7 protein-coding genes are annotated in these 5,909 nt (G+C 58.9%); 3 read left to right on the forward strand and 4 right to left on the reverse strand.

The features are described 5' to 3' along the window. The coding region (tssI, locus tag ACP7E4_RS30125) for a type VI secretion system tip protein TssI/VgrG (RefSeq protein ID WP_426119890.1) at positions 1–571 on the reverse strand (571 nt) is incomplete at its 3' end. A 204-nt stretch (positions 572–775) separates the two neighbouring features. Between tssI and ACP7E4_RS30130 the strand changes: the two genes are divergently transcribed. Further along, positions 776–925: a hypothetical protein gene (locus tag ACP7E4_RS30130; protein WP_426119892.1), complete on the forward strand. Its 150-nt coding sequence runs from the start codon at positions 776–778 to the stop codon at positions 923–925. 10 nt (positions 926–935) lie between these two features. Here the strand turns inward: ACP7E4_RS30130 and ACP7E4_RS30135 are convergent, their stop codons facing one another. Both ACP7E4_RS30135 and ACP7E4_RS30140 read right to left on the reverse strand, forming a co-directional pair. Beyond that, entirely contained in the window at positions 936–1,874 is a 939-nt protein-coding gene (locus ACP7E4_RS30135; RefSeq protein WP_426119893.1) for a LysR family transcriptional regulator, read from the reverse strand. 85 nt (positions 1,875–1,959) lie between these two features. Beyond that, positions 1,960–3,042 carry an MBL fold metallo-hydrolase gene (locus ACP7E4_RS30140; RefSeq protein WP_426119895.1) on the reverse strand — a complete coding sequence of 361 codons (1,083 nt, stop codon included), beginning with the start codon at positions 3,040–3,042 and terminating at the stop codon, positions 1,960–1,962. A gap of 179 nt (positions 3,043–3,221) precedes the next feature. On the opposite strand from ACP7E4_RS30140, the gene ACP7E4_RS30145 reads away from it, so the two are divergent. Then, positions 3,222–3,857: a TetR/AcrR family transcriptional regulator gene (locus tag ACP7E4_RS30145; protein ID WP_426119897.1), complete on the forward strand. Its 636-nt coding sequence runs from the start codon at positions 3,222–3,224 to the stop codon at positions 3,855–3,857. Here the strand turns inward: ACP7E4_RS30145 and ACP7E4_RS30150 are convergent. Further along, complete coding sequence (locus ACP7E4_RS30150) at positions 3,854–4,534, reverse strand: DJ-1/PfpI family protein (RefSeq protein ID WP_426119899.1); 681 nt, start codon at positions 4,532–4,534, stop codon at positions 3,854–3,856. The two genes, ACP7E4_RS30145 and ACP7E4_RS30150, sit on opposite strands and share 4 nt — an antisense overlap. A gap of 128 nt (positions 4,535–4,662) precedes the next feature. Between ACP7E4_RS30150 and ACP7E4_RS30155 the strand changes: the two genes are divergently transcribed. Next, positions 4,663–5,643, forward strand: a complete 981-nt coding sequence (locus ACP7E4_RS30155) for a GlxA family transcriptional regulator (RefSeq protein WP_426119901.1) — start codon at positions 4,663–4,665, stop codon at positions 5,641–5,643. The last annotated feature ends 266 nt before the right edge of the window (positions 5,644–5,909 follow it).

Genomic DNA, 5,909 nt, shown 5'->3' on the forward strand with positions numbered 1-5,909 from the left:
CAGGCAGTGCGACAGGATCGTCGGCGAAGATCAGCAGGTGCCGGTCGCGGCTGTGCTCAAAGTGGAAGGACAGACCCTCTTCTTCACACAGGCGGCGCACGAAATGCAGATCGGTTTCGCGGTACTGGGTGCAGTAGTCACGCGGCGGGCAGGTTTTGCTGCTCAGGCGGAACGCGAAATCATCGGCGAGAATGCCGTGGTCCTGAAGCACCAGGGCGATGATGTCCGGCACGCTCTGGTTCTGGAAGATCCGGTGATTGTGCCGATGTTCCAGGCGCAGCAGGTTCGGCACTAGCCGAATGAAATAGTGGGTGAACCGCTTGCCGGAATCACCCTGGGCGATCTCGCCGATCTGCCCGTGCAAGCCATTGCCCAGCGCGTCAAAGGCCAGAAAAGCCTGCCGATGCAGCAGGTCTTCCAGCGCAAGATTGGCCCGCTCGCTGACCAGTTCGATACGCACGCTGAAAGGCCGGCTGACCGCCTCTTTGGCGGTGAATCTGAGTACGCGAAGCTGGTGCTCAACTCCCGGGATATCCAGCGTGAAGGTGGCTTGGTTGGCGGGGGTGAGCATGGGCGAGTCCTTGGCCTGGGGAAAGGCAGAACTTTGCGCAAAGACCGCTAATGTGTAAGTCGGAATCGATGGGCGTTAGTTGTGGGATGTTTCCTAAAGAGGCTGCGATTCATCCCGGCTTCGGACCTGAGGCCAAACATTCCCCAAACGAAACCCCCGCTGCGTTGCCTAACCTATTACCCCATCGCAACGGAGACTGCCCACATGACTAAGGAATCGAAACGCGAAGACCTGGACCACAAACCGGAAAATGCCGGCAAGGTTGGCGAGCAAAACAAGCAACTCAATCAACAAGGTGAGCAGCCCCGTCCCGCAACGCCGCCCGATCCGAAGCAGCGTCCAAAAGACGCCTGAAGCCTTCGATTCAAAGCAGGCCTTGCTCGGCACAGACCTTGACGATCTGTTCGCGAAACCAGGCATTCGCTTCATCCTGCGTGGCCTGTTCACTCCAGACCATGTTCAGGGTAAAACCGGGCAAGTCGGCAGGCATCTCGCACACGGCAACCCAGGGTTCGTTGCCCAGCAGGGTCTGGATGCGCCGGGGCATGGTCAACCCAAAATCGGTGCCGACCACCATCTGCAGGGCTGCGGTGTAGCTGTTGGCCCGGGCCATGATCTGGCGCTGCAAGTCCTGACGTTGCAGCCAGGCGTCCACCTGGTTGGTGTCGGAGGTCCAGGTCACGGGATAAACGTGGGGCCGCGCCGCAAAAGCTTTGGCGTCGATGGCGGCCGTCGTCGGCGAAAATTCGCGGTCCATGACGCAGACCAGGTCATCCTCTAGCAGGACTTGTGACAGCAGCCCTGTAGGAATGCGCTCGAAATCAGGACTGAAACAAAGCGCCAGATCAATAACGTTGTCCCGCAGACCGTCGACCGGCAGTTCTTTTTCAAGGGTGCGGACTTCGACGGTGACCGCATAGCCGGAGGCAATGAAACTGCGCATCAGATGGGGTAGCACCAGCAACTGGAAATATTCTGGCGCACAGACAGTGAACATGGTTTGGCGGTTCGCCGGGTCGAACAGTTCCAGGCCGGATTGGCACAGTTCGAAACGCTGCAGGATCAGCAGCACATGACCATGCATGGCGCTGGCCTTGCGGGTCGGGCGCATGCCGTTGCGAGTGCAGATGAACAGTTCATCGTCAAAGTGAGTGCGTAACTTTTTCAAGCTGTTGCTGACAGCAGCCTGGCTAACGTCGAGCACGTCAGCCACCAGAGTGAGATTGCGTTGCTCGTACATCGAAACAAAAACCGTCAGGTCCTGAATATCCACCTTTTTCGGCACATTATTATTGTTGTGCATGGATTACTTCCAGACGCCGCGACCGGGAAATCAGGCCAGCCCGAAGACAATAACATCAAAGTGCAATCACACTCCATCATGACCTTCAGGCATGACGACGCTCATACCGAAAGCCCTCTACCCCGGTAGCCACAACCTCTTTGACCCCTTCCACGCCCAGCCACCAAGCGTGCCCTCGGCTCGGGTAATCCATATAGAACGGCTGGCCCATTTGCGGCGTAGTGATGGAGACATTCTTCTCCCAAGCCAGGGAAAGGATACGGTCGAAGGGTTCATGCCAGGCATGCATCGCCAGGTCGAATGTGCCGTTGTGGATCGGCAACAGCCATTTTCCCCGTAGGTCGATATGCGCCTGCAGCGTTTCTTCCGGTTGCATGTGCACATTGGGCCAATCAACGTTGTAGGCACCGGTTTCCATCAGGGTCAGGTCGAACGGGCCGTACTGCTCACCAATGGTCTTGAAGCCATCGAAATAGCCCGTATCGCCGCTGAAAAAGATCCGCTGGCGCTCGTCATGCATGACCCATGAGGCCCACATCGTGCGATTGCCGTCACGCAATGAACGCCCGGAAAAATGCTGCGCCGGTGTCGCGACGAAATGCATGCCATGCACCTCGGTCGACTGCCACCAATCCAGTTGCCGCACCTTCTCGGCAGGCACGCCCCACTCGATCAAGGTATCGCCCACGCCGAGCGGCGTGAGGAAATGCTCGGTCTTGGCCATCAGTGCCTTGATGGTCATGTGGTCCAGATGATCGTAATGATTGTGGGAAAGGATCACCGCCTTGAGCGGCGGCAATTCTTCAAGGCTGATCGGCGGCTGATGAAAACGTTTCGGCCCGGCCCATTGCACTGGCGAAGCGCGTTCGGCGAAGACCGGATCGGTGAGCCAGAACACGCCATGCAATTTGAGCAGCACCGTGGAGTGACCCAGACGAAACACACTGTTGTCCGGCGCGGCGAGCAATTGCTGGCGCGACAACGGCTGAACCGGAATTTCTCCGGCCGGGCGTGTGAATTTTGGCTTGTTGAACACCGCATCCCAGAACACGCCCAGCGTCCGGAAAAACCCCAGGCGGGTCATGGACGCCTTGTTGCGATAGCGGCCTTCATGCTTCTGCAAGGTCGGCAAGGCTTGGGCTGGCGAGGTCGGATTGGTTTTGGCCATGATTCGCTGACTCCTGGATAGTTCGTCAATCCTGTCGAGCCATTAAACACTGGCGACAGTGACAACGATGTGTAACAGTGTTTTACACTACACGGTGTAGTTTTAAGCTTGCATGAATGAAGATGACAAGTAAACTGCTGAGTGTAATTTTCTCTAAACGCCTGTTTGAAGCGAGACCTATGACAGCTCCCCTGCGACTCACCGACCGGAAACGCGAAGCCATTGTTCTGGCAGCCATTGCCGAGTTTCGCGAGCACGGTTTCGAAGTGACCAGCATGGACCGCATTGCCGCACGGGCAGAAGTGTCAAAGCGCACGGTGTACAACCACTTCCCCAGCAAAGAAGAACTATTCGCGGAAATCCTTCAGCGCCTCTGGTGCCGGATCGGCGAGCTGCCTGACTCGGCGTATCGGTCCGGTGTCGAACTGCGTCAACAGCTGCGCGCCATGTTGCAGAGCAAAATGCTCACCCTCAGTGACAGCAATTGTCTGGATCTGGCGCGGGTAGCCTTGGGCGCAACCATTCATTCGCCGGAGCGCGCTCAGGCCTGGCTGGCGCGTCTGGATGAGCGTGAGGAAACCTTCAGCGCCTGGATTCGCGCCGCTCAGGCCGATGGACGAGTGAAAGCCGCCGACCCGACCTTTGCCGCCAACCAGATGCATGCCTTGCTCAAGGCCTTTGCGTTCTGGCCTCAGGTCACGTTCAACGAACCCGTATTGAGCGCCGACAAACAACGGGATGTGATCGAGTCGGCGCTGGATCTGTTTCTCGGCTGGTATGAAATCCCGGCCACATCCAGGGTCGAACCGACTTAAACCTGACCTCCGGCAACCCGCTCGACGACGGCGCGACGCTGGGCCATCGCCTGCTCACCGCGCTCTTGAGCCCTGGCAAGCACTTCGGCCGGCGCGGTATCGGGATGACCCGCGTTGAATGGTGGCGCCGGGGCATATTCAAGTTGCAGCTGGACGGTCTGGGCATGCAGCTCATCGAACAACTCGCTGGCCAGGGTCAGGGCGAAATCGATACCGGCGGTCACCCCGCCCCCAGTCATCAGGTTGCCGTCACGCACCACTCGCTCATGCACGGCAATCGCCCCAAACGCCTCCAGCAAGTCATGGGACGCCCAATGTGTCGTCGCGCGCTTGCCTTGCAATAATCCCGCAGCCCCCAACACCAGCGCGCCAGTGCACACCGACGTCAGGTATTTCACGGTCGTGCCCTGACTCTTGATAAACGCCAGGGTCTCGGCATCTTCCAGTAACACGTCGATGCCCTTGCCACCGGGAATGCACAACACATCCAGCGCGGGACAATCGGCAAATGTCTGCGTCGGCCTCAACGACAGTCCGGTGCTGGAAAGCAGCGGGTCGAGACTCTTCCACAACAGATGCACGGTGACGCCGGGCAGCGTCGCGAAGACCTCGTAAGGCCCGGTCAGGTCCAGCTGCTGCACGTTTGGGAAAATAAGCAAACCTATATGAAGGGTCATGGGTAGCTCCGTTTCAGGACTGTTATCAGAAGTGGACGCCTTTAAAGTAGCCCGTTAACATTTGGCGGGTACGCCATATAGCCCACTAATTCCGCCATTTTCCCTTTCGCTTCTCTTTGAGCACCGACATGACCGACTCGCCGAAGACCATTCACATCCTGGCGTTCCCGAACGTGCAATTGCTGGACGTTTGCGGCCCCTTGCAAGTCTTCGCTTCGGCCAATATCCAGGCGGCTCAGCAAGGCATGCCGCCCGCCTATGGGCTGAAGGTGATTGCCGTCGCGCAACACGGGGTTGAATCTTCGGCTGGCCTGGGCTTGCAAACCTGGCCATTGCCGGATGCCGACGAGCCCACCCATACCTTGATCGTCGCCGGTGGGCGCGGTGTGCATGTGGCTGCAGACGATCCGCAGTTGGTGCAATGGCTGCGAATTCGTGCACAAAGCGCCCGGCGCGTGGCATCGGTGTGTACCGGTGCCTTCCTGCTGGCGGCAACCGGGCTGCTGGATGGTCGTGCGGTGGTCACTCACTGGAACAGTTGCGAAGAACTGGCGCGTCGCTATCCGGCCCTGCGCGTCGATCCTGATCCGATTTTCATCAATGATCAGCACTTCTGGACCTCGGCCGGAGTAACCGCCGGGATTGACCTGGCCTTGGCGCTGGTAGAAGCGGATCTAGGCCATGCCATGGCGCTGGCGGTCGCCCGAGACCTGGTGGTGTTTCTCAAGCGTCCGGGTGGGCAATCGCAATTCAGCAATGCTCTTTCCTTGCAGACCAGCGGCGGCGATACACGGTTCGCCAGCCTGCACGCCTGGGTCAACGAGCATCTGGCCGGTGACCTTTCAGTGGCGACCCTGGCCGCGCAGGTCGGCATGAGTGAGCGCAGTTTCGTCCGCCACTATCGCACCCAGACCGGCAGCACTCCCGCCAAGGCCATCGAACACCTGCGTGTCGAAGCGGCGCGACGTCTGCTGGCGGACGGCTCAATGCCGGTCAAACGTATCGCCGCGCGCTGTGGCTTTGGCACAGAAGAAACCCTGCGCCGCAGCCTGCTGCGAGCGCTGGCGGTGACGCCGCAGGCTTATCGCGAACGGTTCAGCAGGGTTTGAAGATGGATGTTGCGCAGTAGAGACCCTGTTGCAGAGTATTCGAATCGCATACATATCCACCCCTGTGGGAGCGAGCGGACGGCGTTCCGGCTTGCCCGCGAATCAGACGCCTCGATGACCCAGCGCTACCGCGTCATCGTTCTTCGTGGGCAAGCCTCGCTTGTATGTTTAGACTTGAAGGGGTGGGTGGGACTAAAAGCCTAGCTTCTGACTCATACCAGTACAGACCGTTGGAGACTTCGTCCCACCCCTTCACCAAATGCGCC

The sequence above is a fragment of the Pseudomonas sp. DSP3-2-3 genome, assembly GCF_049898225.1.
Taxonomy (GTDB): Bacteria; Pseudomonadota; Gammaproteobacteria; order Pseudomonadales; family Pseudomonadaceae; genus Aquipseudomonas.

Bases quoted from the DNA above. Each gene is read 5' to 3' on its own strand.
- ACP7E4_RS30135 (WP_426119893.1), bottom strand. From the start codon at position 1,874: ATGCACAACAATAATAATGTGCCGAAAAAGGTGGATATTCAGGACCTG.
- ACP7E4_RS30155 (WP_426119901.1), top strand. From the start codon at position 4,663: ATGACCGACTCGCCGAAGACCATTCACATCCTGGCGTTCCCGAACGTG.
- ACP7E4_RS30150 (WP_426119899.1), bottom strand. From the start codon at position 4,534: ATGACCCTTCATATAGGTTTGCTTATTTTCCCAAACGTGCAGCAGCTG.
- ACP7E4_RS30145 (WP_426119897.1), top strand. From the start codon at position 3,222: ATGACAGCTCCCCTGCGACTCACCGACCGGAAACGCGAAGCCATTGTT.
- ACP7E4_RS30130 (WP_426119892.1), top strand. From the start codon at position 776: ATGACTAAGGAATCGAAACGCGAAGACCTGGACCACAAACCGGAAAAT.
- ACP7E4_RS30140 (WP_426119895.1), bottom strand. From the start codon at position 3,042: ATGGCCAAAACCAATCCGACCTCGCCAGCCCAAGCCTTGCCGACCTTG.